Raw genomic sequence first — 26,725 nt, 5'->3', positions numbered from 1 at the left:
AGGACGCGCAGGAACCTGCCAGGGACATGCGGCGTCGCGGACGCGACTTTGGTCCCGACTTCTGCCCCGGTGCGCGCGGCGTCGCAGGCGGTAGCAGCGCTCCTACGCCGTGATCCGGAACCGGCCCGACTCACTCGTCAGGGACAGGTCTCCTCGCGCTTCACCACACCGAAGTCGAGCTGCCCCTCGACGTCGCCGGTGACCCGCTGCCCGGGCGGCACGTTCTGATCGCAGACGATCCAGTTCGAGTCGAGGACCTGGTTCCGGCTGCCCAGCAGGTCGTGGGAGACGCTGTAGAAGACGCCGAGCTCCTGCACCGCGTCCTGCGCCGACTGCAGGTCCGAGCCGACGAGGTCGGGCATGACGAAGTCGACGGTGCTCGCGCTCGGGGCGCTGCTCGTCGCCTGCGGAGTCGGTGCCGGTGGGACGGTCGAGGACGGCGCGGTCGTCGTCGGGGTGGTCGTCGCTGCGGCGCGCGGCGCGGCCGAGGCGGACGCCGAGGACGACGACGTGGTCGCGGCTGCGGACGTGCCGGCCTCGCCGCTGAGGCCGCCCACCACCGCACCGCCGATGCCGATCACGGCCAGGCCGCCGACGACGACCCACCACGGCAGCGCGGAGGACTGCGGGCCGGCTCCCGTCGGGTGCGCCATCAGAAGACCGCGCGTTCCTGCAGGCTCTCGAGGGCCGACGCCGTCAGCGGCACCCTCACCACCAGCTCGGCCATGTCGTACCAGGGGCCGATCGCCCGTCGCTGGACGATGGCTTCCGCCGCAACGGCGTCGATGCCGGTGACGCGCGCGATCACCTCGGCCGGGGCGGTGTTGACGTCGATCAGGCCGCCGTCGTCGTAGCCGCGACCGAGGTCGGGACGGCCGATCCCGAGCTCACGCTGCAGGCCCGGGTTGGCCTCGATGAGCCGTCGCGTCTCCTCGCGGCGGGCCCGCGCGGCGAGCGCACGGGCGACGAGCGGGTCGGCGTGCACGGGCACGACGCCGCCCCCGCCGTAGACGGCGCGGCGGAGGGGGCGCAGCTGGATGCAGGCCATGACGATCACGAACAGCGCGCTGAGCCCGCCGATGGTGCTGAGCGTCGGGTTGCCCGACGTCCCGTCCGGCTGCTGCGGGGGCATCAGCGAGAACAGGACGACGAGGTAGATGCCGGCGGCGGTGTAGGTCAGCGCCAAGGTGCGGACATCGCGTCGGCCGAGCCGGGTCGCCGCGTGCCAGAACGGCACGGCGGCGAAGATCCCGGCCGATGCGATGGCCAGCACGAGGTACCAGCCGCCGGCCCGGAACCGCTCGCCGGACGTGGACGGCCCCCGCGGCGGAGGAGCCGGGAGGTAGGGCGGCGGGGTCACGCGGTTCCCTTCGGTGCAGCGGTTCGGTCGAGCGACGGTGCTCGGCGGCGCGGACCGCTGCCCCGCGGTGGGGTCAGCGAGCCACGTTGTCCCGGAGCTGCGCAGGCGACGGCACCGGCGGCTGCTCGCGGAAGCCCGCGTCGAAGCGCTGGGTGACGGCGATCTCGCCGGTGTCGGGGGCGGCATGCCGGCCGGCTCGCGGAAGAGCGAACTCGGCGGTCTGGTCGAGGAGGTGCTTGGCCACAGCTGGTCCCTTTCGTGGTCGTCGCACCAAGCTACGGAACGCCTGACGTCACATCCGGAACTGACACGGCATCTCCGGGGCGGGCGGGACCGGCGCGGCGTCTGGGGCGACCGAGAAGTCGACGGGTCGACATCCCCACGCGTCGCCCACCGGATGTGGCCTGGGCGAGTCAGAAGTCGCACATCCCGCACGTGCCGTTCCGGGACTTCTCCATGTTGTGCTTCTCGCAGATGTCGCCTCGCACGACCTCGACACCGGCGGTGCCGCCTCCCCCGCCGGGGCGGTAGTCGGGCAACTCGATCAACGTCTCGGCAGACGGGTTGACGTACGTCTTCCCCGCCCATGCCACGGCCCGCCCACCCCGGCCGAGGGCGATGTACGAGCCGCTGTGGACGATCCAGACCTGGTCGTGCTCGACGCCGGAGAGGTGGCTCTCGATCAGCGGCCAGTTGCTCCGGGCGGCACCGAACTCCGGCAACGCCTCGGCCAGCGACGCGAAGTACCGCCGTCCCTCACCGCGCAGTTCACGCTCGCACAGCGTGCAGATCTCGCCGTCGGTGTCGGCGGCCTGGATGACCGGCTTGCCGACGAGGTGCGAACAGCCTCGAATGTGTCGCCGCCCGCCAGTTCCGGTGCGGAAGAGGGGCACGTCCGACGCGCTCACGCAGTGACTCCGTCCTGTTGGTCGCGAGCAGTGTCGATCAACGGTGTGACAGTTCGGGCCGGCCGCCGTCGGACGGTGGCTCCGATCAGCCGACTCAGCCCGGCGACGAGTGGGTGAGTCGCCGGACGACGGCCTCGCCGCCGACGCGGCGGATGAGCTCCAGGTCGCCGCAGACGACCAGCAGGTCGCGGGCGCGGGACAGTCCGACGTAGAGCATCTCCCGGGCGCGGGACTCGTCCCGGAAACCGTTCACCGCCAGGACGACGGCCGGCCGCTCGAGCCCCTTGAACCCGAGGACGTGCCCGTAGAACACGTCCTCGCCGTCCCAGAAGGACGACCAGTACGAGTCCTGGCCGGCCTGCTGACGGGCCGCCTGCTCGGGGTGCCGCCGGTAGGTCGTCAGCAGCGCGACGGCGTCGTACGGGTAGCCGTCGTCGAGCAGCCCCTCGATGGCGTCGTCGGCAGCATCGAGGGCGTCGTCGGTCGCGCACTGGACGAAGCGCACCGGCACGCCGTTACCGCCGCGGTTCTTCATCTGCGACGTCGTCAGGCTGCCGAAGGTGCCGGCGATCTGCTTGGTGTTGCGCAGGTTCTCGGTGAGGTTGATCGGCGTCAGGGCCACCGTCGGACGCCCCTGCCGGGCGAAGACCCGCTGCCCCTCGTCGGCGAAGACGTACAGGCAGCCGTCGTCCGGGGATCGGAGCGCGGCAACCACCGCAGGCCACCAGCTCTCGGCGAAGTCCTGCGCCTCGTCGATCACGATGGCGTCGAAGCGCTCCGCTTCGGGCAGCTGCCCGGCCAGGGCCACCATCTCCTGGGGCAGGAGCTCCTCCCAGTACGGGCTGTCGTCGTCCGATCCGGCGGGCACGCCCCACGCGATTCCGAGGTAGTGGAAGGTGCCGACGTAGGCGGGCTGCTGCTTGGCCGGCCACGTGGCGACCCGGCGCTTGAGGAACTCGGCGAGGCCGCGCGAGTAGCACATGACGGCGACCCGCTGACCCTCCGCGGTGAGCCGCCGCGCCTTCTCGAGCGCGAGCCACGTCTTGCCCGAACCCGCGCCACCGCGGATCTCGACGCGGGAGTTGCCCTCGAGCATGTCGAGGACGCGCGCCTGGTCGCGGGTGAGCAGATCGCACTCGGCCTCGCGCTCGTGCAGGCCGGCGACCAGGTCCTGCTGCGGGATGCCGACGCCCTGCAGGCACTCGACGAGCCGATCGACCTCCTCGGCCGTCGGTGCCGGCACGTCCTGCTCGAGCTGCCGGAGGGCCGACGCGATGCGGCCGGCGGCCCCCGGCAGGTCGGTCCGGTCGAGCACCAGCCAGCGCGGAGCGTCAGGGGCCGCGAAGTCCTCCGGCAGTGTCGTCGTGGGCAGCGCGACGAGGTGGACCATCCGCGGGTCGCCGGCGCTCCAGCGCCGGTCCTTGCGGAGGTAGTCGCGCAGCAGGTACTTGCACACCTTGGCCTGGTCGACCGGGCGGATCCGCTTGTCGATGCCGCCGCCGTGCTGGCGCCACTCCCCGTCCCGGAGAGAGACGCTGCCGCCCTTCACCTCGATGACGGCGATGCCGAACCCGGGCCAGGCGACGATGACGTCGGCCTCGCGGTCCTCCTTGCGGTCGGTGAACCGCTGCCCGCAGACGAGGACGGCGTCATCGGGCAGCTGCTCGCTCAGCGCCTCGGCGAACAGCCGCTCGGCGGGCGAGCCGAAGTCCGCGTCCGCCGGGAGGATGCGCGCCGTCACGCGGGGGCTCCGACCGCCGAGAGGGACTCCCAGTAGACCGCCTCGCTGATGACCCGGACGCCGAGCGCCCGCGCCTTGGCCGCCTTTCCCGACTGCGAGTGCGGGTCTGCGCAGACGAGCACGGCGGTCTGCTTCGAGACCGAGGTCGCGGGCACCAGTCCGGCGTCCCGCGCCGACTGCTCCAGGTCCGCGCGGGCGCGGCTCATGGCACCGGTGAACACGACCTTGTCCCCGGTCGCGAAGACCCCCGGCCGTCGCGGCAGGGAGACCTGCGCGCCGCTGCGGACGACGGCCAGGGCCAGGTCGACGTCCCGGCCGGTCAGCCCGAGCAGGACCGCGACCCGCTCGAGATCGGCCCGCTCCTCCGTGGTGACGACGCCGTCGGCGTACGCCGTCGTGGCGAGCGCCTCCAGGTAGATCCGGTGCGCCGCGACGACGTGGTCGGCACCGCAGCCGAGCTCGCCGGCGAGAGCCAGGAGCTGATCTGCCTCCGTGACGCTGACCAGCCGGTCCTCCAGCACCTGGTCGAGGACGGCGAGGTACGGCGCCATGCTCGGCGGCGCGTCGTCGAGCGCGGGCAACGCCGCCACCAGGCCGCCGAGATAACCGTCGCGCTGCCGGACCGCCGCGGTCGCGGCGGTCCGGGGCAGCGTCGGGCACGGCGGGCAGGGGTCGCCGGCGTGCACGGCAGCCGCCGTCACGAGGTCCGCCCAGCCACCGCCCATGGGCTCGAAGCCGAGGTAGCTGCCGTCCTCGGAGAAGTCGACGCGGAAGCCGGCACCGGCGAGCGAGCCCTGACCGAGGTCGGACGCCAGCATCGACAGCATCAGCTCGGCCGTGGCGCGGGCGTCGTGGAGCGCGGCGTGGGCCTGGGCGAGCGGGATGTCGAGGAAGCCGCAGAGCGCCTGCAGCGACCGGGTACCGGCGCCGAAGAACAACGGGGCCAGCCGCATCGTGCACAGCGACGGCGAGAGGGTGAACGACACCCCGGCGCGACCGAACTCACGCGCCAGGAAGCGCAGGTCGAAGAGCGCGTTGTGCGCGACGACGACCCGACCGGCGAGCAGCGAGCGGAGGTGCGGCGCGACGTCGCCGAAGAGCGGGGCGTCGACGACGTCGGCTGCCCGGATGCCGTGGATCGCCGTCGGGCCGACGTCCCGGCCCGGGTTCAGCAGCGTCTCGAACTCGGCCTCCACCTCGCCGCGGGAGTCGAGGAGGACGATCCCGACCTCCAGCACCCGGTCGGTCCGCGGGGACAGGCCCGTGGTCTCCACGTCGATCACGGCCACCGTCACGGCGAACCTCCTGAGCGCACTCTCGCGCCCCCGTGGCGCCGTCCGGACGCTGCCACAGCCGACCGACAATTCCCCGAGTTTCGATCCGGACGGGCCCCGCATCCGCCACAGTCACCCCACCGCCCACACGAGTGGGCCGGCGGACCCCTCTGCTGGCGTCAGTGCGGCTCGACGATGCGGGCCAGTGCGCGCTCCAGCGCCGCTATCGCCGCCCGCCGCTCCACCGGTTCGGTGAGCGCGAGCAGCGGCACGTGCACATGGTGGGTGGTCGAGGAGGTCCGCTCGAGCCGGAAACCCGGGAACTCCGCGCTGACGGCGACGGCGTCCTCGGGGTCCAGGCCGACGGAGAGCGTCTGCGGACGCGCATAGGCGGCGACCCGCTCCTCCCCCAGCGGCCGCACGGCCACGTAGTGCGGCATGACCGACAGCGTCAGTGGGATCCGCTCGCCGAGCTCATCCACCAGCCGCTGGATGTGCGGATGCACCTTGACACCCGGCAACGCCTGGAACGACCGTGCGGGACCGGTCGGGCTCTCGGCCCGACCCGTCCGGGTGCGGTCCTTGCGAACCGGCCGGACGCCGAGCACCTCGACCGCGTCCCGACTGTCGGCGGAACGTCGGTAGAGCTCAGCGGGCTTGCCCATCACGCCGGCCCCAGGCTCCTTGCGGGCCGACTGGCCCGTGGGCTGGATGAGGCCCCTGCCGACCATGTAGCGCCGGAACGTGTCGATCGACGGGCGGGCCTCCCCCGCACCCGGCCGCGGCGCGACGGCGTCGTGCAGCGCCTGCAGGGCCTTGAGCGTGAACAGCTCACCGAGCAGGTGCGCCGGGTCCGGCTGGAGCGCGTAGTCCTGCCGCACGCGGTCGACGGCGAGGCGCACGATCTCGTCGTGGTCGAAGGGCTGCCCGGCGGCGTCCTCGACCGGCACCACCCGCACGTCGGGGCGGTTACCGAGCACCGGACCGACGTCCTCGGCGAGCAGGAGGACGGCATGGGCGACGGAGAGCACCCAACCGCGGTCGTCCCGGTCGGGATGGTCGAACACGTGCAGCTGCATGGGACGCGTCCCCTGGAGGCCGGCCTTCTCCGCGAGTGAGCGGAGCACGGCGTTGGCGAGCGTCTCCCCCTCGTGCAGGAAGGTGCCGGGGAGCGCCCACTCCCCCTCGTGCGCGCCGCCGTCGGGCCTTCGGTGCTGCACGACACCGAGGGAACCCGTGCGCACGTCGACGACAAGGACGGCCGTGTCGACCGCGACGGACGGCCGGGGGTAGTCGGTCAGTCCGCGGTTCGACCGGTCGTGGTGACGCCGCACGCTCTCGTTGCTCACACGGTTGACATTACCGGCATGTGTGCGTCAAAGTCTGATTACAAGCAAAAGTGCTTCGAAGTAGGGAGACGCCATGACCTCCTCCACCACCAGGCTGCACGTCGGGCAGGGCACGCACCGCGGTCCGCTCACCGTCTTCCCGATCTGGACGGACGCGCCGTCCACGCCCCGCGGGTACCTGACGGGGGCGTCCGCACCTGTCGACGTCGCGGAGCGCGCCGGCACGCCCGCCGTGGACCAACTGGTGCTCACCAACCGTGGCGAGCGCCCGGTTCTCCTGCTCGCCGGCGAGCTGCTCGAGGGCGGCTGGCAGACGCGGGCGCTGACCGCCACGACGCTGCTGGCGCCGGGCACGCCGTCCGTCGAGCGTGTGGTGTGCGTCGAGGAGGGCCGGTGGGGCGGCGACCTCGCCCACGCGCGGAAGGCGCGGCGCGTGCCCTTCGCCGTGCGCGCCCGGTTCGACCGCCCCGACGCCCAGCAGGCGGTCTGGGAGCGCGTCAGCCGGTACGACGCCGTCGCAGGGCCGTCGCACACCGGGTCACTGGCCGACCGGCTGGACCGCACCGCCCCCGCGGCCCGTGACCTGACTCGCGGGCTCCGCCCCCTCGCCGGGCAGCGCGGGCTCCTCGTCGGCATCGCCGGCCGCCCCGCTTGGCTGGAGGTGTTCGACAGCGGGCGGACGCTCGCCGAGCACTGGTCGGGTCTCCTGCACGCGGCAGCCCTCGACGGCCTGGGCAGATCGCCCCTCCGCACGCCGGGCGCGGCGGCACGCTCGTTCGCCGAACGTGTCGAAGGCACCCGGCACACTGCCGTCAGCCCGGCCGGTCTCGGCCGCCGGCTGTCCGGCGGCACCCATCTCCGCGTGGACGACGTCCGCTGGCACGACCGCACCATCCACCTCTCCGCCGTCCTCCAGGAGGCCTGAATGCTGTTCGACGAGGTGCGCCGCCGCGTGACCGAGAGCGTCGCCGACTGGGACGACGAGGACGTCCACCTCCGCGTGGAGGAGACCGCACGGCACCCCGTGCACGTGACCATCAGCAGCAAGCACCCCTCGACCTACTTCACCCAGCGGGTGGACCTGGCCGCCGACGGCACCGTCCACCTGCCGGCGCCTGACGACGGCTTCACCTCGGTCACTGCGACGGGCAGCAGCGCAAGAACGGCGACCAGCACGGAGGAGGCCGCTGCGCTCATCGCGGGGGCGGTGTCGGATGCCGTCCGGGTGCTGCGGGAGCTCCAGGCCAGGAACCTCGAGTGGGCCCGACCTGCCACCCAGCCGCAGGTGACGGCCGACGACCTGGCGGCGGCGTGCACGCTCTGGCAGGGCGGCCAGAACGTCGGGTCCTCACCGGTGCGCGCGGCGGCGCGGGTGCTCAGCGGGGTCCGCCACTACTTCCACGCGGACTTCATCACCGCCTATGAAGAGAAGGCCCGGACGACGCCTGAGGTCCTGGCCGCCGGCGTGGCCCTGTTGCGGGCGGTCAACGCGGCACAGCCACAGGACGCGGACGGCTGGCCCGCCCGCGTCGGGCTCCCTGCAGGCGGGTTCGCCGGTCGGGGCATCTCGTCGAAGCCCGCCGAGGACCCGCAGATCGAGAAGCGTCTGGCGACCGGGCGGATCGAGATGCCGCTCTGGGGCGTCTCCCTCTCCCCCGACGTGGCGGCCGGCTTCGGGACGCGGTTCCTGTTCGAGCTCGTCGGTGCGTTCCCCGCCGTCCCGGCCTGGGTGCACTCGGGCATCAAGGACGAGGAGCAGGAGCTGATCACCGGCGGGCAGTACCGGGTGCTGTCGCAGGAGGAGCGCGACGGGACCACGCACGTCCGGCTGCGCTGGATCGGCGCGAGCGGCGACAGGGTCGGCTCCGACGCGCTGCTGCTGTCCGTGCTCGGCGCCGTCTCCGACGTCATGGACAGCGAGCTGAGGCGAACCGCGGACGCCGAGACGCTGCGTCTGGGCCTGGGCCTGGGCCGCGACAACTGGGCGGAGATCACCCGGAAGGCCGAGTCGGACACCGCCAGAGTGGTCCGATATTGGGAGCTGGACGCCGACTGGAACGCCAAGGGCGACGATCCGTACACCCATGCCGCTGCCATCCGCGCGGCCTCACGGACGACCACCGTGACGGCGGACGTCAACTCGATCGTCGCCGCCGTCCTAACGGGCAAGGAGACCCCATGACCACGACCCTCGAGACACGCGCCGAGATGGGTGCTGGGCCGCTGAGCGAGCGTTTCGACGAAGCATTGGTGTTCGCGTCCCGGCACCACCGGGAGCAGCCGAGGAAGGGCTCGCGGGTGCCGTACATGTCGCACCTGATGAGCGTCAGCTCCCTCGTGCTCGAGCACGGCGGCACCGAGGACCAGGCAATTGCCGCACTGCTGCACGACGCGGTGGAGGACGCGCCGGCGGGCCAGGGCGGCGCCGTGCTGGCCGACATCCGGTCACGCTTCGGCGATGCGGTCGCCGACATCGTCCGGGCGTGTTCGGACGGCCTGGACGCCGACGGCAACCGGAGCGGGACGTGGGCGGAGCGCAAGCGGCCCTACGTCGCCGGCCTCGCCGACAAGCCGCTCGACGCGCTACTGGTCACGGCGGCCGACAAGACGCACAACGGGCTCTGCATCGCAGCCGACGTCCGCCGGTACGGGCGGGACTTCTGGTCGACGTTCAACGCGACCCGCGACGAGCTGCTCGGGTACTACACGAGCGTCGAGCGTGCGTTGGCAGAGCGGCTGCCCGCCACCTCCATCGCCGACGCGCTGCATCGCGCCGTCACCGAGCTTCTCGCCGCCGCCGACGTCGAGCGGGGTGAGGTGCCGGCGGCGATGCCGTAGCGGCTCACCGGTACCAGGGAAGACTCTCCCACCCGGGTCACCGCGGGCGGGTCGATACCTGCGAGACGTTGTCCCTTTCACACCTCTGTGATCGTCTTCGCGAGAGCGCGAGGAGGAGGTCAGGGTGGCCACGTCTATCGCTAGTTGGTACGCGAATCATTCACAGGTCGGGCCCGATGGCTCGCCGGACGACATGTGCGTCGAGCCGCAGGCTCCGTGGGACCTGGAGGCCACCGGAGGCTACTGACGGAGGTCTCGTCAAGTAGCGACAAGATCGACGGCGAAGCCGTCCTCGGAGGATCCGACCGGAAGGTCGGGGACTGGGGGCAGCTTCGCTGCTGTTCGGGCCGGATCAGCCGTCTTCGTGGGCGGATCGGCGGCCGTCGCGGGTCATCGGAGGCCCTGAGTGCCGTTCCGGATCGTTCGACCTCGATCGCCTAGGCGTCCTCGGACCTCACCGCCCCGCGCTGCTCGCCCAGATTGTCGCGGGTGCGCAGCAGCAGCCAATAGCCGTCCTCCGGCGTGCCACGGCGCATTGGCATCGAAAGCGGCGGCGAGCCTGGCCTCGATGAGCAAGTACGGCGGCCGGTCCGGCCGTGTGTAGACCAGCGGCCGGCGCGCCACAGGCCCCGACTGATCGCCGGCGCCCCAGGCGTAGCACCCGGCCGGCAGCGCCCCCAACCATTCCGGACCATCCCGGCCGCCGGACCGACCGCACCCGGTGAGCAGATCCCGGCGGGTGATCCGCCGGTATCTCTTCCCGAGCGTTGCGGGCGGCAGACCATGGAAGAACGTGGTCCAGCCGGATTGCCGATCCGGGCCTCCCACCAATCAGACTGGAAGTCGGATCCGTGCGCGAGGATCTGCGCCTCGGGGGACAGGTCGCCGACCCGCTGGGCGAACGTGTCGGTCGGCGGGGGCAGGGCCTGCCGCGCCGGATACGGCTCCGGATTGCGCACGGGGCTATTCACGGCCACGCTCAGTGCCCGTGCAACGCCGCCCGCGTCAGGCGACGGTTGCTTCGTGCGGCCGAGTGACGCCCAGAGTTGGTTCAGTCGCGTCGGTTGCCATCGGCTGCATCCAGCCGTCAAGGGTCTGCCAGTATGTCGCGTCGGCCTGCAGGTCTGTTTCGTACCGGAGCCTCCACAGCAGACCTGCGTCTGTGTGGGCACTCCAGGCCAGCAAGTAGTCCCGCAGAAAGGCGTTGATCGACTCGCCGCCTTCGTCGCAGGCGGCCTTCCACGGTTCTTGGTCCTGCAATTCGGCCAGCAGGCGGCGGGCTGGCGCAACTGGCGCCAGGCAGTCGAGGTTCTTCTTCTGAAGCCCCGCCAATTGACGGTGCATGAACTTGCGCTTGATGTCGCTGTCACCCCAGAACAGCCGAGTGTCGCGCAGGCCGTCGGCCACCTTGTCCGCCATGGCATTCGCGCCATCCATGATCGTGCCCATGGCCGCCATGAGCGTGGTCGCGTCCGCCGCTTGTTCCAGGTGGCGGCGGAGCCCGTCATCGCCGACCACCTTGAGCGGGTCACCCGAGCAGGCAAGGTTGTGCGCCTGGACGGCGGTCAGGCGGGCACCCCAGAGAAGGTGCAGGGCGGCCTCTGCCATCTCGCGCACGTCCGATGTCAGCGAGTAACTCCGATTCATGCCGGGCTGAACGGGACCGTCCATCGACGCGAAGAACCGGTCGAGAGCCTTGGCGACCAACTGCGCGAGCAGAACCAGATCGACCTCGTCGCGCTTGCTCGCGGACTTCAGCGCGTGGTTGAGGGTGTCGCGGAGATGGAGTTCTGCGACGTTGACGTCGATGCGTTCTGTGCGCGTCAGGAGATCACTGATCCCGGCCCGGACCTCCTGCAGTCCAACCTGCATCTCGCGCAGCATGCGCGTCTGCTTCTTGACCTCGAACAGGATCGCCGTGGAGATCGCAAGGTTGACGACAGAGACGCCGAGGTTGGCGAGTTGGACCGCACCTATCACGACGGAGGCGTCCGGTCCCGACGGCAGGGGCCCCGTCGGTGTGGGCAGCCCCAGGCCCGCCGCATCAGCGGATCCGACCGGGATGTAGCGGATCTTCCGCGGGTTTGAGATTGGCCCGTTGGTACCCATGACCTGGTAGACGAGGCGCACGGCCTGGCCGGGTCCGGTACTGGTGTACGGCGCTTCCACAGCCGCGCTCCTTCCGTTGCGTGGTGAACGTAGTGGCCGACGGTGACGATCAGGTCGAGCGACTCGCGCTGTGGTGCCAGCGCTCATCGAGCGTCCATGGGCGTCGACAGCCTGTGCCGCACCCCTCCTGGATGTCCAAGGCCGAACCCCCGTTCGAGGAGGCAGACACAACCGCTATAGCCCCACCGCTCCCGCCACCCCTCATCGAGCGAAGTCCTGTCAATAATGATCTTGAACACGGCGGGAACTGACCCTGCCCAGCAGGTTCGCGGTCCTGGTCAGCGGCTTCTGTCGTTACCCAGCCGGCCTGGCCACCACGCGGACTGGACGACAGGACGCGGGGCCGAGCAGCAAGTCAACCTGGACGTCGCGATCCCGGGGAGCCGCTGGCCAGACGGCTACCAGTGACAGATCTATCGATCGCGTGACCGCCGGGAGCCGCATGCCACGAGGGACGGCATCGGAGATCCGTCGCGCCGCACACGCCAATCGGCAGATTGGCTACAAGAAACTCGCCGCACTCCTGCGAGCGCGCGGGACGGATGTCACCAAGGCTCAGGTGGCCGAGGTCCTGCGGCGAGCACAGCCGGAACGGGCAGGCGGCCAGCCGCCCAAGAAGACCAGACGGCCGGCGCTGGTGGTGAAGGTGACCGCGGCGGTGCAGGCGAGCCGGACCGTTCACGAGACACCCCTCTGCCAGTCCTGCGGGATGCGCCTGAGCATTCACGCCATGTGCCGCTGCTCCTAGCCCATGTGGCGCTGCTCCTAACCTGCGAGGGCAACGATCTCGTGCACGTGTCTGGACCCCAGGCTGATCGCCTCGCGCTGCGAAGTTCGCACCTGCTTGGGTCCTTCCCCACCAGGAGTGACGAACGGGACGGATGAGTCCCGGATCCGCCCACAACGGGGCATAGCGCTGCTACGGTCCGCCGCGGTCGACACCACGGGGGATGCATGACTGCGTACGGCCGCGCTGCGCTCGAGCAGCTCCGCGACACCATCCGGGAGGCCAAGGGCGGGGATCCGCTGCGGCCGGTCACCGTCCTGGTGCCGAACAACATCGCCGGCATCGTCGCGCGCCGCTTCCTCGTGCAGGGCCTCGGCGACGGGCACGCCGGCGTGGCCGCGCTCTTCCCGACGACGATCGCTCGGCTCGCCGAGCAGCTGGCCGCACCGCGTCTGCACCCCCGCCGGCCCGCCACCACCCCTGTCGTGGCCGCGTCCTGGCGCGCGGCCCTGAGCAAGTCGCCGGGCGTCTTCGCCGAGGTCGCGAACCATCCGGCCACCGTCGAGGCGCTGGTCCGAGCGGGCAGGGAGCTGCGCGATCTCGACGACGTCGCCCTGAGCGCCGTCGCTACTGCCACGAGCCTCTCCCCCGACCTCATCCGCCTGTACCGCGACGTCCGCGACGGCTTGACCTCCAGCTGGTACGACGAGACCGACCTCCTCCGAGCCGCGACGGACATCGCCACCTCCGAGCCGCAGCGCGTTGCCGAGATCGGCACGGTCGTGCTCTACCTGCCGCAGGCCCTGACTCAGGCCGAGGCCGGCTTCGTGCAGGCGCTGAGCGGCACCGGCCAGCTGCGCGTCGTCGCCGGGCTCACCGGCAACGCGAAGGCCGACGCCGCCGTCCTCCGTTCTCTGGACCGCATCGACGTCGCAGCGCCCGAGGCGCCGGCGGTCCCCATGGCCAGCCGGGTGCTCACCGCATCCGATGCCGACGACGAGGTCCGCTGCATCGTCCGCGACGTCGTCAGGGCCCTCAAGACGAGGAAAGCCCACCGGGTCGCCGTCCTCTATGCCGCACGCAACCCGTATGCGCGATTGCTGCACGAGCACCTGGCCGCGGCCGGCATCACGGTGAATGGCCCGGGCACCCGCCCGGTGCACGAGCGCGCCGTCGCCCGCGCCGTCCTCGAGCTGCTGGAGCTCGCCACCAACGAGGTGCCCCGGGCAGACCTCTTCCGCGTCCTGGCTGCCGCCCCCATGCGCACTACCGACGGCGACCGCATCCCCGTCTCTCGCTGGGAGCGGCTGTCCCGCACGGCCGGTGTGGTGCAGGGCGACGACTGGGACCTCCGCCTGCGGCGCTATGCCGATGACCACCGTGAACACCTGGAGCAGGCGAAGCTCGACGGCGCCAGCACCGGGCTCGTGGCCCGGCTGGAATCGGACGTCCACAACGCAGACCAGCTCCGCGCCTTTGCCACGGGTCTACGAGGCGAACTGCACCGCGGCGCACAGCTGACCAGCTGGCGCGAGCTGAGCGACTGGGCGTTGGACCTCGTGCACTCGCTGATCGGCGAGGCCGAGGAACTCACGAGGCTGCCCGTGGAGGAGCAGGACGCCGCGGCCGCGCTCGAGCAGTCCCTGCGTGCCCTCGGCACCCTGGACAGCCTCGGGGCGCCCGCCGCGCTGCCTGCCCTCCGCGAGACGCTGGCCAGCCAGCTCGAGAGCGCCCTCCCCCGCGTCGGCCGGTTCGGCGACGGCGTCCTCGTGGCGCCGGTGTCGGCAGCGGTCGGTCTCGAGGCGGACATCGTCTTCGTCCTCGGCCTGGCCGAATCCCTCTACCCCGGCCGCCTCCGCGAGGACCCGCTGCTCCCCGAACGGGCGCGTGACGCGAGCGCCGGCCAGCTGCTCAGCTACCGCGAGCGGATCGACACCGCCCACCGCGCCCTCCTGGCTGCGTTCGCCGCAGCACCCGAGGTGGTGGCCTCCTTCCCACGCGGAGACCTCCGCACCAAAAGCCGGCACCTGCCCAGTCGCTGGCTGCTGCCGACGCTGCGGGAGCTGTCCGGCAACCAGAGCCTCTCGGCTACCCAGTGGGACAAGGCGCCGATCCACGGGCTCACCACCTCGCCGTCCTTTGCCGGCTCACTCACCACGACGCCGGACCCGGCGTGCGAGCAGGAGTGGCGCATCCAGGCCTCGCATGCGGGCGTGCGACTGGACGACGCCGTCGTGGCCGCCGCGCAGGAACTGTCCGACGGCCGGGACAGCTGCAGGTTCACCCGCTTCGACGGCGACCTGTCCGCAGTGGCCGAGGGCCTGCCCGACTACGCGGCCGGAGAGCGTGCCGTCTCCCCCACGGCCCTGGAGAAGTACGCCGGCTGTCCGCACGCGTACTTCATCGAGCGGATCCTCGGCGTCCAGCCGGTGGAGCAACCCGAAGACGTGATCACGATCAGCCCGGCCGACATCGGCACGCTGATGCACGAGTCCTTCGACGCGCTGGTCACGGAGTTCGCCGACGACCTCCCAGGATTCGGGGAGCCGTGGCGGGATGACCACCGCCGTCGCCTGGCCGAGATCGCCGACGTCACGGCCGCCCGGTTCGCCGACGACGGCCGTACCGGCCACCCCCGGCTGTGGCAGCAGACGCTGGTGCGCGTCCAGGCCGACCTGCAGGCCATGCTGGTCGCGGACGACGAATGGCGGGCGGAGCACCGCGCGCGCGTGCTCGCCAGCGAGCTGGCGTTCGGCATGCACGGGGCCGATCCGGTCGCCGTTCTCCTGCCGGACGGCGGCACGCTGCTCATGCGCGGATCGGCGGACAAGGTCGACGAGACCGAGGACGGCCGGCTGGTCGTCACCGACATCAAGAGCGGGAGCGCCACGTCGTTCAAGGGCCTCAGCGCCGACGACCCCGTCCTGGGCGGCTCGAAGCTGCAGCTGCCGGTCTACGCGCACGCCGCCCGACAGGCCTACGACCGGCCCGACGACGAGGTCGAGGCCGCGTACTGGTTCGTCCGGAAGGACAAGGGGCGCATCGCCGTCCCCCTGACTCCCGAGGTGGAGCAGGTCTACGCGGAGACGCTGCAGACGATCGTGGCGGGCATCCGCGGCGGCCTCTTCCCCGCGCGACCGCCGGAGAAGGACGACTACGCCTACGTGCAGTGCGCCTACTGCAACCCCGACGGCATCGGCCACGGCCAGGCCAGGTCGCGATGGCTGCGCACCAAGCGGGACCCGCGGCTGGCCGAGCTGGTGGCCCTCATCGAGCCGCTGCCGGCCGCCGACACCGACGGAGACGACGCGTGACCACTCCACTCTCAGACGCCGATGCCCGCCGGACCATCGGCGAGGACACCGGTGAGACGCTGTTCGTCGAGGCCGGCGCAGGCTCGGGCAAGACCAAGAGCCTGGTCGACCGGATCACCCGGCTGGTGCTCATCGACGGCGTGGAGATGCGGTCCATCGCCGCCGTCACCTTCACCGAGAAGGCCGGCGCGGAGCTGCGCGACCGGCTCCGCGCGGAGCTGGAGCGAGCCGGCGGCGAGCGCGCCGACCAGGCGCTCGACGACCTCGACGGCGCGGCGATCGGCACCCTGCACTCCTTCGCGCAGCGCATCCTCGGCGAGCACCCGATCGAAGCCGGCCTCCCGCCTCTGCTCGAGGTGGCCGATGAGCTCAGCTCCGCGGTCACGTTCGAGGAGCGCTGGGCCGAGCAGCGCAAGCGGCTGCTGGACGACGACGCGATCGCTCCGGCCCTCCTGCTGGCGATGTCAGCCGGCGTGACCCTGGACAACCTGCGGTCGCTGGGCAAGCTGTTCAACGCCGACTGGGACCTGGTCGCCGAGCGCGTCCTGGTCGGTGACGAGCCCGGGGTGCCGGAGCTGCGGGATCTCGACCGGTTGGTCCGGACGGCGGCCGAGCTCGCCGCGCGCGCCGACGACTGCACCGACGCCGGCGACAAATTGCTCCCTGACCTGCAGTCCATCGGCGCCTGGGGCCTCCGCCTGGACGCGGCCGTGGATGCGGCGCAGCGGCTCGAGGTGCTGCGCGACGCCACGGGCCTCAAGACGCGGTACGGGCAGGCCAAGAACTGGGGCGGCAAGCCGGCGCTCGACGAGCTCAAGGCGGACTGCAAGCAGCTCATCGCTGACGCCGGCGAGCTGGTGGACGAGGTCCTCGAGACGACGCTGCGGCTGCTCAGCCGGTGGATCGCCGCGCGGGTCCTCGAGGCGGCAGAGGAGCGCCGCGCGGCCGGCCGGCTGGAGTTCCACGACCTGCTCGTGCTCTCGCGGGACCTGCTGCGGCGCCGGGCCGACGTCCGCGCCGCTCTACAGGCGCGGTATCCGCGGCTGCTGCTCGATGAGTTCCAGGACACCGACCCCATCCAGATCGAGCTCGCGGTGCGGATCGCCGGTGGTGCGGAGGCGGTGCAGGAGCGGTGGGAGGACGTCGCCGTCCCGCCCGGATCGCTGTTCGTCGTCGGGGATCCCAAGCAGTCGATCTACCGGTTCCGGCGCGCGGACATCGGCATGTACCTGCGCTCGCAGCGGGTGATCGGCGACGACGTCCGCCTGACGACGAACTTCCGGACGACCAAGCCCATCGTCTCGTGGGTCAACGACGTCTTCGGCCGGCTGATCGTCGCCGAACCGGATGTTCAGCCGGCCTACACGCCGCTGGTCCCACGGCGTGAGCCGGCCGCCGGCTCGCCGGCTGTCGTGGCGCTGGGCGCGGACGCTCATCCGGACAAGCTCTCGGCCGCGGAACTCCGCGAGCTCGAGGCGGCGGACGTCGCCGGGGTCATCCGGCGGGCGATCGCCGAGGGCTGGCAGATCTTCGACGAGGACGACAAGACCTGGCGACCGGCGCGGCTGGCGGACATCGTCGTCCTCGTGCCGGCGCGCACGTCGCTGCCCTTCCTGGAAGACGCCCTGGATGCGGCCGGCATCCCGTACCGGGCCGAGGCGAGCTCGCTGGTGTACGAGGCGCAGGAGGTGCGGGACCTGCTGGCCGCCGCCCGCGCCATCGCGGACCCGAGCGACGGCCTGGCGCTGGTCACCGCGCTCCGGTCGCCGCTGTACGGCTGCGGGGACGACGATCTGTGGGCCTGGAAGCGCGACGGCGGAGTGCTCAACCTGCTGGCGCCGGTGGACGGGGCCCGCGCCGGGCATCCGGTCGCGCAAGCGCTGGAGCACCTGCGCCGGCTGCACTACCGGTCGCGCTGGATGGCGCCGAGTGAGGTGCTCGCGGCGCTCGTCGCGGAGCGCCGCATGCTCGAGGTGGCCGCGCCCGGCCCGTGCGCCCGGGACCAGTGGCGACGGCTGCGCTTCGTCGTCGACCAGGCGCGGGCGTGGTCAGAGTCCGAGCACGGCGGGCTGCGCGCCTACCTGGCGTGGGCGGCGCAGCAGGGCGAGGAGACGTCGCGGGTTGTCGAGGCGTCGCTGCCGGAGACCGACGCCAGTGCGGTGCGGGTGATGACGATTCACGCGGCCAAGGGGCTGGAGTTCCCCATCGTCGTCATGAGCGGCATGACCGCGGGGCCGCGCAACCAGTCCGGAGTGCGGGTGCTGTGGCCGGCGACCGGCGGCTACGAGGTGTCGCTTCGCAAGGGCGTGACGACCGGCGACTTCGACGTGGCCGCGCCGATCGACGAGCAGATGGACGACCGCGAGCGCCGGCGGCTGCTGTACGTGGCCGCCACCCGGGCACGGGACCACCTCGTGGTCTCTCTGCACCGGTCGGCGGCCTCCTCGACGCAGACGGCGGCACGGTTGCTGGCGGACGACGGGCTCGCAGCAGAGGGGGCGGAAGCGTGGTCGGCAGCGGAGCTTCCGGCTGATCTGCCGGCTCTCGTGGAGCCGACTGCGCCGACCACGCCGCGGGAGTACGACGAGTGGCTTGCCGAGATGACTCAGGTGCGGGAGTCCAGCGCTCGTGTCTCGGCGATGTCGGCTTCGGGGCTGGAGGGCACGGAGCCGTCGGCGGTCTTCGGTGCTGACGAGCCCGGTGGTGCCAAGGGGCCGCTCAACATCGAGCTGCCCGCGTGGTCGAAGGGCCGGTACGGCACGGCGATCGGCCGGGCGGTGCACGGGGTGCTGCAGTCGATCGACCTGGCCACCGGCGCGGGCCTGGACGACGCGGTGGCCGCGCAGTGCGTCTCCGAGGGCGTGGAGAGCCATGCGGATGTCGTGACCGCGCTGGTTCGATCCGCGTTGTCGTCGGAGGTGGTGCAGCGGGCGGCTGCCCGCGAGCACTGGCGGGAGATGTACGTCGGAACGGTGCAGGCCGATGGGACCGTGCTCGAGGGCTACGTCGACCTCGTCTACCGGGAGGACGACGGCTCTCTGGTGGTTGTCGACTACAAGACCGACGCCATCCCCGCCGAGGCCATCGCCGCCCGCGCGCAGTACTACGCGCCGCAGATCCGGACGTACGGGCGCTTGCTGATGGCCGCTGGCGGCGCGACCTTCGTGGACCAGCGGCTCGCATTCCTGACACCAGCCAGGGCACACGTCGTCCCTGCGCCGTCGACAACGACATGAAGACCATTGATGGATCTCGGAGGCGCTGATGGTTGAGTCACCTGGCACCTGGCACGACTCGGACCCGACAAGGAAGGTCGACTGGCATGTGGCGGTAACTGCGTGGGTGCAGGCCACCGAAGGCATTCTCGAGGGGGTCGCCTCCACCTACGGCAGCTCGATCACGTACGAGCAACTCGCTCACCAGTTGTTCGAGAAGACCCGCTACCGGACGCGCATGATGCTGGGCCACTGGATCGGTCAGGTGCTCGGACCGGTGCAGGCTGCCACCCTCACCGAGGGCAAGCCCCCTCTGTCAGCTCTGGTCGTGAGGGCCGGGACCGGTGGCGTGGGCGACGGGTACGTCAACCACGAGCACCCCGGGGGCTTCGCCTCGTTCGCCGAGCGGCAGCGTGCCGCCGCCGTCGACCGCCTCACCTGCTACCGCGCGTACTGCGACCATGTCCCCGACGACGCAACACCACAGATGACGGCGCTCTTCATCGCCAAACGGACGTCGCTCGACACCGTCGAGCGGACACCCCGCCAGAAGCCTGCGCCCCCTCCTCCCAAGATCTGCTCTACCCACAACATGGTGCTTCCCGCCAGCGGTCGCTGCGACTACTGCGCCTAACCGCTTCGAACCGCTGACCGTCGTGGGGCAGACTGCCTGATCACTGGCGCCCGTCATCGGGGCGGTACCCGAGCTCGGCCAGTCGCCGTCGGGCGACGCCCAGCTCAGCTTCGGTGAACAACGGCGCAAAGCGCGGGTCGAGGACAGTCGCCTCGACGCTGTGCCTGAGGAGTCCATCTGCAGCCAAGGTCCGCAGCAACCTCAGCGGCTTCTCTCGCCCGAGCAGGAACCGGGCCAGCCGAAGCGCTCCTGATTCGACCAGCTTCTGGCCCCACCACTCGTTGAGGTAGTCACTGATCTCGAGCAGGTTGCCGTCGAGTTGCTTCTGAAGAAGCGCTTCGAGCTCATCGAGGTCGTCGGGGCCCTTGGCGACGCCGGCAGTGAATGTCGACTCGTGTCCATCCCGGATTGCCGTGCCCAGCTCTGAGGACTCGCCGGAAGGACGTGACGTGGCGTGCGACTCCGATTGGCCGGCCAGCACGTAGTGCGCACCGCGCCCGGCCCCGCGCAGTTCCAGGAGGCCTTCATCGGCCAACCGGGCGAGGAGACGTTTGGCATCGACCCGGTCCACATCGAGCAGGTGTCGAACCATCTCATTGGTCAGGGGCCCTCGAGCCGCAAGCTCCAACACCAGCTGCGCCTTGTCGCCGAAGGCCACGTCGTTCGAACGGCTCACCGGCTGTCGCGTGCTGGTCAGCGTCGGGCTTGCGGTAGGAACCCTCGGCACGTGGTCCGAGGTTCCCGTGAGGACATAGTGCGTCCCCTTCGTGGCGCCTCGCTTCTCCAGCAGCCCTTGCTCGGTCAGGGCGCCCAACACCCGTCGCGCTTCCTCGGAACCGATGCTCAGGAACTGGCGCACGACCTCGTTGGTCAGCGCACCATCCGTGGCCAACTCGAGGACGAGGAGGCGCGTCTCCTCGTCCACTGCTCCGTACGACCGGGCTGCGTGGGCGACAGCAGGGGCTGGCCGGGCATCCGGCTCGCTGCTCGGCGGTATCGCTTCCGGCCGCGGCTGGGCCGGTACCGCAGGGGGGATCACCTCTACCTGGATCGGCGCTCTCGTGGTCGGCAAGACCGAAGTGGTCGGCCCCGCGGTTGCCCGCATCAGCGGCACGCCGGGGGGCGCCTCGTCGACCTCCTCGAGCTCCGCGTCGGCCTCGCCCTCCGTGGCGGGCAGATCCTGCGGCGTCCAGTCCACCGGGGGCTGGCCGTCCGTTGCGATGCACGCAGGCCCGATGCCGCGCTTGTCGAGCGTGACCCAGAGATCGGCGAGCGCGCCCTCCGGATCCAGGTAGTACCTCGACTCGCGAATCCGCCAGAACTGCCAGCCGCAGCGTCGCAACTCCAGCTCGCGCGCAAAGTCACTGGTCACCTGCTCCGGCGAGCTGTGCCACGCGTCCCCGTCGCACTCGACGGCCAACTTGCCCTGCGCCCCGGTGACGACGAGGTCGATCCGCCGACCATTCACCTCGACCTGCGGGGTCACGTGGTAGCCGCGCTGCTGGAGCCGCCGGAAGACACGCTGCTCGAACAGGCTGTCGAAGTGGGGGTGCCGCTCGTCCTCTCCCACGTCCCCCGGCATCGGCGCTGCGGCGGCAACGGGCATCGACGCCATGTACGACAGCAGTTGGGACCGCAGATCATCCTGGCGCAGCTGGTCGGCCATCACGGAGTGGAACAGCCACAACTGGTCACGCGCACGCGATGCCGCGACGTTGTACGAGCGCTGGGCGTCCAACCGGGTCTGCGATGCCCGCTTGTGGTCCGGCGCTGTGACCAGGCTCAGCAGGACGACATCTCGCTCGTCCCCCTGGAACTCCGGAGGCGTGCCGACGCGGATATCGCGACGCTCCCACTCCTCCGGCTCGACCCGGTTGAGCAAGGCATCGCGGATGAGTCCCACCTGCGCCTGCCCTTGAAGGACGATTACGCCGAACGTCTTGCCGTCGTAGTCCGGATCCGCCAGACAGCCGACCAGCGCTTCGACGATCGCCTCCGCTTCGACCTCGTTGCGCAGCAGGGCGTTCGCACCCTCGATGTACGCCCCAGGCACGAACGAGGTCTTGAGCGGGGGCAAGCGATCCGCACCGTGCTGCCGAACCGGGACGAGCGGGGCGTCTCGGTAGAACATCTGCGACGACCACGTGATGATCTCCGGCATGCACCGGAAGTGCTCGCGCAGCCGGATGACCTGACCGAACCGAGTGCGGAGGATGGAGAAGACGCTGGATCGCGGGGTGAAGGTGGATCGCAGATAGTTCGGCATGTCCGGAAGCAGGGTGTCCAGCCGTTCGAACACCTTGTCTAGCGCCCCGTGCTTCACCTCCGACGGGGTGCACTGCTTGTCATCGCCCACGACGATCACGCGGGGCGCGAGCCAGAGCAGGAACAGGTTCTCGATGCCGACCTGGCTCGCCTCGTCGACGATCACGACGTCGAAGGCGTTCTGATGCGGCGGGATGGAGGCAAGCACCTCCTGCAGCGGCATCACCCAGGCCGGTACCGCTTGCTGGGCCGCGGTCATCGCCTCGCGAGCGGCAAGACGGTAGCGCTGGGCGTACTTGCCGGTGCCCTTCCCGACGTTGGACATGCTGTCCCGGTAGGCCTGCAACGCGGTCACCTGGGTGGCGTTCATCCGCTCGAGGCAGGCCTTCCAGGCCTGCTGCGCTGCCAGCTCGGCGGTGAGCTTGGCGATGTCCCGATCCACTCCGGCGAGGTCCCGGTCGAGCACTGCTTCGCGGCCTGGTGCCGTCCGTTCCCGGACGAAGGTTGCGGCACGAGCCCAACTCCAGGCCTCCTCGAGCTGCGCGATCCGCTCGACCCAGACCTCCTCTTCCGCCGTGTCACGGAGCAGGGTCAGCAGAGCAGGAGCCGTCGTCCCGAGCCGTTGCGTCAGCTCGTCGCAGCGCAGCTGCGCGCGACGCTCCCTGCTTGCGACTTCCAGGTCGTGGAGCGCCGCCTCGAAGGTCTCGGCGTCGGCTCGGCGGAGCGCCTCCACCGCGGCCTCGAGCTCCGGAGGACGCTGAGCGCGGTCGATCGTCGACGCCAGCGCAGCAGCCAGTCGCCCCAGTTCGTCGGACGCACGCCGAGCGACCTCCACGTCAGCGAACACGGTCGCGACGTCGACGAAGGTGCGGACCCCCTGGGTCGTCGCCAGATCAGCGCGCGGCATCGCCGGGATGCGGCCGAGCGCGGAAGTCAGCCGGTCCCGCGCGCTGCGGAGAAACTCGATGGCCTCGATCGTCTGGACGACGCGGTGCGCGTGAGACACCTGGAGCGCTCGCGGACCGGCCACGCCGCCTGGGATCTGGACCATGGCGGTTGCCGAGGCGAAAGCCTGCAGCCGGGCCAAGGTGAAGAGGTGGAGCGCCACCAGGTGCGCCTGCTCAGCCGTGGTTACCGACTGCCCTTCGACCACCGCATCCGGGAGGTACGGCTCGGCGGCTTTCTGCTGCTCGCTCTTGAAGAGCTTCTTCAGCGCACCGCCGTCCTGCAGGTAGCGGGCGAGGTTGGCGAAGACCTGGGCGACTGGTGCTGGTTGGGCGTCGGTGGCGACCTGGACGTCACGGAAGCCGATCTCGGCACTCATCGTCATCGCGTCGTCGACGAGCTGGCGCGCCTGGCCGACCTGCTGCCACAGCAGCTCGTTGTCCCGGCGCAGCACGCTGTCCAGGACCGGCATCGCCCAAGAGGCGTCGACCCCGGCGGACAGGCTGCTGATCCCGTCCCGGATCTCACCGCACACCGCGATGAGCTCGGTGAGCGTGCCCGCATCCAGTTGTCCGAGGACCTCCGCCAGCGGGCCGGACTGGCCGGCCCGCGCTGCCTCGCCGCGCGCGACATCCTTCGCGAGCCGCCGCACGACCTGCACGTCGGGGATCGCGTCGGCCGCAGGGATCGACTGCTCGCGTCGACGGCGCCGGAGATCTGTGTCGCCGGGCAGTTCTCGGCGGAGCTCGTCGAACTCTGCGGTCGTGAGCGACAACGCGCCCAGAGCCGGCACGGGCATCCAGCCGTGCTCGCCCTGCGCCGCGGCCACCCGCTCGGCCACACGGGCCAGCGTGCCCGCATAGCCGGGGGCGACCTCGGGGTGCTGATAGGTCTCGGCTTCGCGGAGGGAGCGGATGTCCTCGAGGAGGCCGGCGCGCCGCGTCCGGGCCTGATCCAGCTTGCCGGCGAGGTCGGCGATGACCCGCCCGCTGCGCGCTGGGTTGTACGACGAGTGCTCAGCGGCGAGCCGGCTCACGCTCCTGCTCAGTTCCAGCGACCCGCCGCGGCTGGCGTCGGTGATCGAGACGCACAGCTCCTGCATCTCGGTGGGCAACTTGTCGCGGAGGACCTTGAGGGCCTGGGCTTTCTCACTCGTGACCAGCACTCGCTGGCCACGCGCCAGCAGAGCCGACATCAGGTTGGCGATCGTGTGCGTCTTGCCCGTCCCCGGGGGGCCCTCGACCACCACACCGGTGTCGCCGCGCAGGCGGTGGATGATCTGGCCCTGCTCCTCGTTGGCAGGCAGCGGGAACAGCGGGTCGTCGGCCAGGTCGACCGCCGCCGTCGCGCCCGTGGCCTCGAGCCAGGTCACCCGGTCCTCGGCCTCGATCGACTCGACGAGCTGCGCGAGACCAAGCGGCACGGGTTCGCCGGCCTCGGCCAGCGTGCGCTCGATGTCGTTGTAGTACTCCTGCAGCGCATATGCGCCTCGCCGCCTCAGGACGATCGCCGGTGACGGCGTGAGGGAGGAGGTGTTCCGCCCCGGCGCAGCCCAGGCTGCCGTGATGTCGACCGGGGCGAGGACCGCTCGCGCTGCCCACTCCTTGAGGAAGACCAGCGCGTTGTCGCTGGCCGGCCGGACGTCGAGCTCCACGATGCGCGCGCGCAGGGCGGCGGTCCCGCCGTCGTCGAACACGTCGAGGCCGGACAGCACACGGGAGTCCTCCAGTGACGTGGCCGTGGACGGGTCGAGCCGGACGATGACGTCGCCGGTCTCGATCTCGATGTCGACCGTCGCCCGGTGTGCGAGGACGTGGGTGCTGACACCGTGGGCGGGCAGGTTCAGCAGCCCCCCGGCTACGACGACCTCGACGCTCTCCGGGTTCTCGAGCGTCTGCTGCCGCATCGTGCGCAGCCGGTCGTACGTCTGGTGCAGCAAGCGCTGCGGGCGGTCGCGCGCCGCCCACCGTTGCCATTCCGGGAGCCAGGCGTCGTACGCAAGGGCGCGTTTGTATAACAATCGGCAGTTCAAGGACTCATTCAATCCTGCCTCAACCAGCCAGCAACCCACCGGTTGCGGGAAGAGCAGAGTCACCATCAGTCAGCGACGTTTTTGGAAGTCCCTCGCAGCCAGCGCAAGCTCGGAAGCCTGCCTGGACCTTTACCGACGCCATGTCCATGATTCTCTGCTCGCCTGCGCTGAGCTATCGACGCTGACGCCCCTGGATGTCGCGAAAAATCGATGAAGGCAGTAATAGCGCCTCAGTCGGTGACATACGAAGGCAATCGCATTCCACGGGATTGCCGTGTTGGCGTTTGTGCGTCGATATCAGCGCTGTCTGGTCAGGACCAAATGCTAGCATCGTTTCAGTCGGTGACGGCCCGGCGACCTCTTTATCAAAGCACTCGGCAGCAATAGGGGGCAGAAGCTCGACACCCTGATACCATTGGCAGTCAGCGAACTCTTGCTGACGGATTTTCTTCTCTTTTGCGGGGATAAATATCCTGCTGTCCTCAATGCAGGTGCTGCACTGCCACGAAAATTTACGGCTGTTCCACTGCGGCGCGGAAGGTTCAAACCCTCATCTTTGTTCGACATTTGGCGACTCAGCACCGGACTGGCGCTCGATATCTTCACTCAGCGGAGTCATTACCTACCCATCAGCGGCCGCCTGGTGGGGGCATCATCATGCCATATGGTGATCTCGTCTGTGTTCGACGCCTTCGACCCTTTGAAGGGCAGCGCATTTGTGTCTATATCCCATTGCACAGTGTGCCGGATCATCTGGCAGGCCCATCAGAACGACGCCTATGCTAATGGCGTGCTACACGACTCCTGCGGCGCCCCCTTATTGACGCAGTAATGACGGCGATAAGTTTGGTGACACTCTCCACGCCACGGTCACGCCCTCAGATTTGCGGTGCGCCGCCGGAGCCATCTGCAAAGCCGTGCTGAGCTCGTTATGGTATTTTTTCTCATCGATTGGCGTTGGAAAAATCTGGATCAGTTAACTCACTTTGGGAAAAATTGAAAGCGCTTTGGCTTCCGCTGGAACGTCTTTGGTTTCTCTTGGCGTCCCACACTTCTCTCCAGTTCTCAGTCTGCGAGCGATCGCAGGCCGCCTTCGCCGACCGTCTTTCCTCTCTGCCACCCGGCGTGTCGTAAGGAGAAGTCGAGCGTCTCTGAGGCGGTTTTGGCGATTAAGTCTCGTTATTTCGGGCTGCGAAAGCGGGCTGTACGAGCGAACTGGGCACAGTTTCGCTAAAGATGACAGCGCGGCTAAGCCATACCACACCGCCTGCGCCTGGTTTTGCGGGTGCCGTGCTGGCAAGCGCTCCAGCCGTGGTTATGTTATCAGTCGACGGGATTCTATCTCGCGTCGCGTTCGCTCGCGCGCCCCTCTGGCGCGGACGGAAGTGAAGCTGATTGAAGCACGCCGCCGGTCCGTCGACGTTGGGTGCACGACACTCGGACGCGCAACTCGGATCGGGCGTACCTCTTCTGCTTCTCTGCGTTGGCGGAGATCGGTTTTGCCTCTGCGGAATCATCGTTACGGCATCTCGCTGGCGGCCGTTAAATTAGCGTGGGATTGGCGGGCGTGAAGATCGATCTCAACCTGTGTTTCTGGCGCTTTCCGCTTCGCGGCGTTCGCGTGGGGATTACTACTACCTCGCATTGTTCACCACCGGGAGCTCTGTTTAAAACTGTGCTTTGTCTCCGGCGCATCTGGCGTGACGCGTCTATGTGGTCTGTCAGCAATATCAAAGCGGGAGCGTGTGGCGCCAGTGCTGATGCTGGCACGCTAAACTCTCGTTCCTCTTTATCGATCTCAGCGTTGTGCGTTCAACGTGCAGTTATTGGGCGAGTTCCCTACGCTTGCGGCGTGATTACCACCGCTATCGGCTGTCTTTCACGCTGCCGGGTATATTATCGATGCCTGGCGACATTTCACCGCATAAAGTTACAAGGTAGCGGTGCGCCATGA

At 70.2% G+C, this 26,725-nt stretch carries 15 protein-coding genes; 6 read left to right on the top strand and 9 right to left on the bottom strand.

The window, feature by feature from the left end:
* Positions 1-137 precede the first annotated feature (137 nt).
* From JKP76_RS11305 to JKP76_RS11275, 7 genes are all read right to left on the bottom strand, one after another.
* On the bottom strand, positions 138-653 hold the full coding sequence (locus JKP76_RS11305) for a PASTA domain-containing protein (protein ID WP_200490912.1): 516 nt from the start codon (positions 651-653) through the stop codon (positions 138-140).
* Positions 653-1,360: a helix-hairpin-helix domain-containing protein gene (locus JKP76_RS11300; protein ID WP_200490911.1), complete on the bottom strand. Its 708-nt coding sequence runs from the start codon at positions 1,358-1,360 to the stop codon at positions 653-655. Before JKP76_RS11300 ends, JKP76_RS11305 begins: the two co-directional genes overlap by 1 nt.
* 73 nt (positions 1,361-1,433) lie before the next feature.
* Positions 1,434-1,604 carry a hypothetical protein gene (locus tag JKP76_RS11295; RefSeq protein ID WP_200490910.1) on the bottom strand — a complete coding sequence of 57 codons (171 nt, stop codon included), beginning with the start codon at positions 1,602-1,604 and terminating at the stop codon, positions 1,434-1,436.
* 169 nt (positions 1,605-1,773) lie between these two features.
* A complete protein-coding gene (locus JKP76_RS11290) occupies positions 1,774-2,268 on the bottom strand; it encodes a hypothetical protein (protein ID WP_200490909.1) in 495 nt (164 codons plus the stop codon).
* A 94-nt stretch (positions 2,269-2,362) separates the two neighbouring features.
* Complete coding sequence (locus JKP76_RS11285; RefSeq protein WP_200490908.1) at positions 2,363-4,009, bottom strand: NERD domain-containing protein; 1,647 nt, start codon at positions 4,007-4,009, stop codon at positions 2,363-2,365.
* Positions 4,006-5,304, bottom strand: a complete 1,299-nt coding sequence (locus JKP76_RS11280) for a 3'-5' exonuclease (protein WP_200490907.1) — start codon at positions 5,302-5,304, stop codon at positions 4,006-4,008. Before JKP76_RS11280 ends, JKP76_RS11285 begins: the two co-directional genes overlap by 4 nt.
* 158 nt (positions 5,305-5,462) lie before the next feature.
* Positions 5,463-6,632 carry an NUDIX domain-containing protein gene (locus JKP76_RS11275; RefSeq protein WP_309229798.1) on the bottom strand — a complete coding sequence of 390 codons (1,170 nt, stop codon included), beginning with the start codon at positions 6,630-6,632 and terminating at the stop codon, positions 5,463-5,465.
* Positions 6,633-6,705: 73 nt separating this feature from the next.
* Here JKP76_RS11275 and JKP76_RS11270 point away from each other — a divergent pair, with 73 nt between their 5' ends.
* The 3 genes from JKP76_RS11270 to JKP76_RS11260 are packed head-to-tail and all read left to right on the top strand — an operon-like array spanning position 6,706 to position 9,470.
* Positions 6,706-7,557, top strand: a complete 852-nt coding sequence (locus tag JKP76_RS11270) for an ARPP-1 family domain-containing protein (protein ID WP_200490906.1) — start codon at positions 6,706-6,708, stop codon at positions 7,555-7,557.
* A complete protein-coding gene (locus JKP76_RS11265; RefSeq protein WP_200490905.1) occupies positions 7,558-8,814 on the top strand; it encodes a hypothetical protein in 1,257 nt (418 codons plus the stop codon).
* Entirely contained in the window at positions 8,811-9,470 is a 660-nt protein-coding gene (locus JKP76_RS11260; protein ID WP_200490904.1) for an HD domain-containing protein, read from the top strand. The genes JKP76_RS11265 and JKP76_RS11260 overlap by 4 nt, the downstream gene beginning before the upstream one ends.
* 1,005 nt (positions 9,471-10,475) lie before the next feature.
* On the opposite strand, the gene JKP76_RS11255 is transcribed toward JKP76_RS11260, so the two are convergent.
* Positions 10,476-11,639 (bottom strand): hypothetical protein, encoded by a 1,164-nt coding sequence (locus tag JKP76_RS11255; protein WP_200490903.1) that lies wholly within the window; start codon positions 11,637-11,639, stop codon positions 10,476-10,478.
* Positions 11,640-12,593: 954 nt separating this feature from the next.
* On the opposite strand from JKP76_RS11255, the gene JKP76_RS11250 reads away from it, so the two are divergent.
* The 3 genes from JKP76_RS11250 (at position 12,594) to JKP76_RS11240 (ending at position 19,529) form a co-directional block, all read left to right on the top strand.
* Positions 12,594-15,680 carry a PD-(D/E)XK nuclease family protein gene (locus JKP76_RS11250; RefSeq protein ID WP_200490902.1) on the top strand — a complete coding sequence of 1,029 codons (3,087 nt, stop codon included), beginning with the start codon at positions 12,594-12,596 and terminating at the stop codon, positions 15,678-15,680.
* Positions 15,677-18,916, top strand: coding sequence for a UvrD-helicase domain-containing protein (locus JKP76_RS11245; RefSeq protein WP_200490901.1), 3,240 nt, complete (start codon positions 15,677-15,679; stop codon positions 18,914-18,916). Before JKP76_RS11250 ends, JKP76_RS11245 begins: the two co-directional genes overlap by 4 nt.
* Positions 18,917-19,022: 106 nt before the next feature.
* Positions 19,023-19,529: a hypothetical protein gene (locus tag JKP76_RS11240; protein ID WP_200490900.1), complete on the top strand. Its 507-nt coding sequence runs from the start codon at positions 19,023-19,025 to the stop codon at positions 19,527-19,529.
* 40 nt (positions 19,530-19,569) lie between these two features.
* Here the strand turns inward: JKP76_RS11240 and JKP76_RS11235 are convergent, their stop codons facing one another.
* Positions 19,570-24,837, bottom strand: coding sequence for an AAA domain-containing protein (locus JKP76_RS11235; protein ID WP_200490899.1), 5,268 nt, complete (start codon positions 24,835-24,837; stop codon positions 19,570-19,572).
* Positions 24,838-26,725 lie beyond the last annotated feature (1,888 nt).

Origin of the sequence: Blastococcus sp. TML/C7B, assembly GCF_016612845.1 — a bacterium.
In the GTDB taxonomy this organism is placed as follows: domain Bacteria; phylum Actinomycetota; class Actinomycetes; order Mycobacteriales; family Geodermatophilaceae; genus Blastococcus.
The sequence above is the reverse complement of the archived record's forward strand: the minus strand, read 5'-3'. Positions and strand labels throughout refer to the sequence as shown.